We start from the raw sequence: 757 nt of genomic DNA, 5'->3' as shown, positions 1-757 counted from the left end.
TCCAAGGGTGAGACCTCCAAGGAGGTCTACGTCCTGGAGCGTCTGCAGGCCCTGAAGGAGCGGGAGTCCGGGGCCCGTCCCTCCCATGAACGGCGTATGGGTCTGCACTTCGATCTCACCGTCCCCTTCGCCCGTTACGTCATCGAGAACGCGAACGACCTCGACTTCCCCTTCAAGCGATACCAGATCCAGAAGGTCTGGCGGGGCGAGCGCCCCCAGGAGGGTCGCTTCCGCGAGTTCACCCAGGCTGACATCGACGTGGTCGGCAACGGCGAGCTGCCCTTCCATTTCGAGGTCGAACTCCCCCTGGTCATGGCCGAGGCCCTCACGACCCTGCCGATCCCACCGGTGCACATCCTGGTCAACAACCGCAAGGTCGTCCAGGGGATCTGCGAGGGCGTGGGCGTCGTCGATGTCGAAGCAGCCCTGCGCGGTCTGGACAAGCTCGACAAGATCGGTCCCCAGGGCGTCTCCGAGGAGCTCGCGGAGTCCGGCATCACCGGTGAACAGGCCGCCACCCTCCTGGCGATGGCGGAGATCGCCTCGGACTCTCCGGCCGAGATCCGGGCCCGCGTCGCAGGACTGGGGGTCGGGGGTGATCTCCTGGAGGAGGGGCTCGGCGAGCTCTGCGACCTGCTGGCCACAGCAGGTGAGCGCATGCCCGGTGTGGTCATCGCGGACCTGAGGATCGCCCGGGGTCTGGACTACTACACCGGCTCCGTCTACGAGACGGTGGTGGAGGGCCACGAGGACCTCG

At 67.0% G+C, this 757-nt stretch carries 1 protein-coding gene; it reads left to right on the top strand.

The window, feature by feature from the left end:
* The coding region (locus FK530_RS24450) for an ATP phosphoribosyltransferase regulatory subunit (protein ID WP_193560362.1) at window positions 1-757 on the top strand (757 nt) is incomplete at both ends.

The organism is Tsukamurella conjunctivitidis (assembly GCF_007858475.1).
GTDB lineage: Bacteria > Actinomycetota > Actinomycetes > Mycobacteriales > Mycobacteriaceae > Tsukamurella > Tsukamurella conjunctivitidis.
The sequence above is the reverse complement of the archived record's forward strand: the minus strand, read 5'-3'. Positions and strand labels throughout refer to the sequence as shown.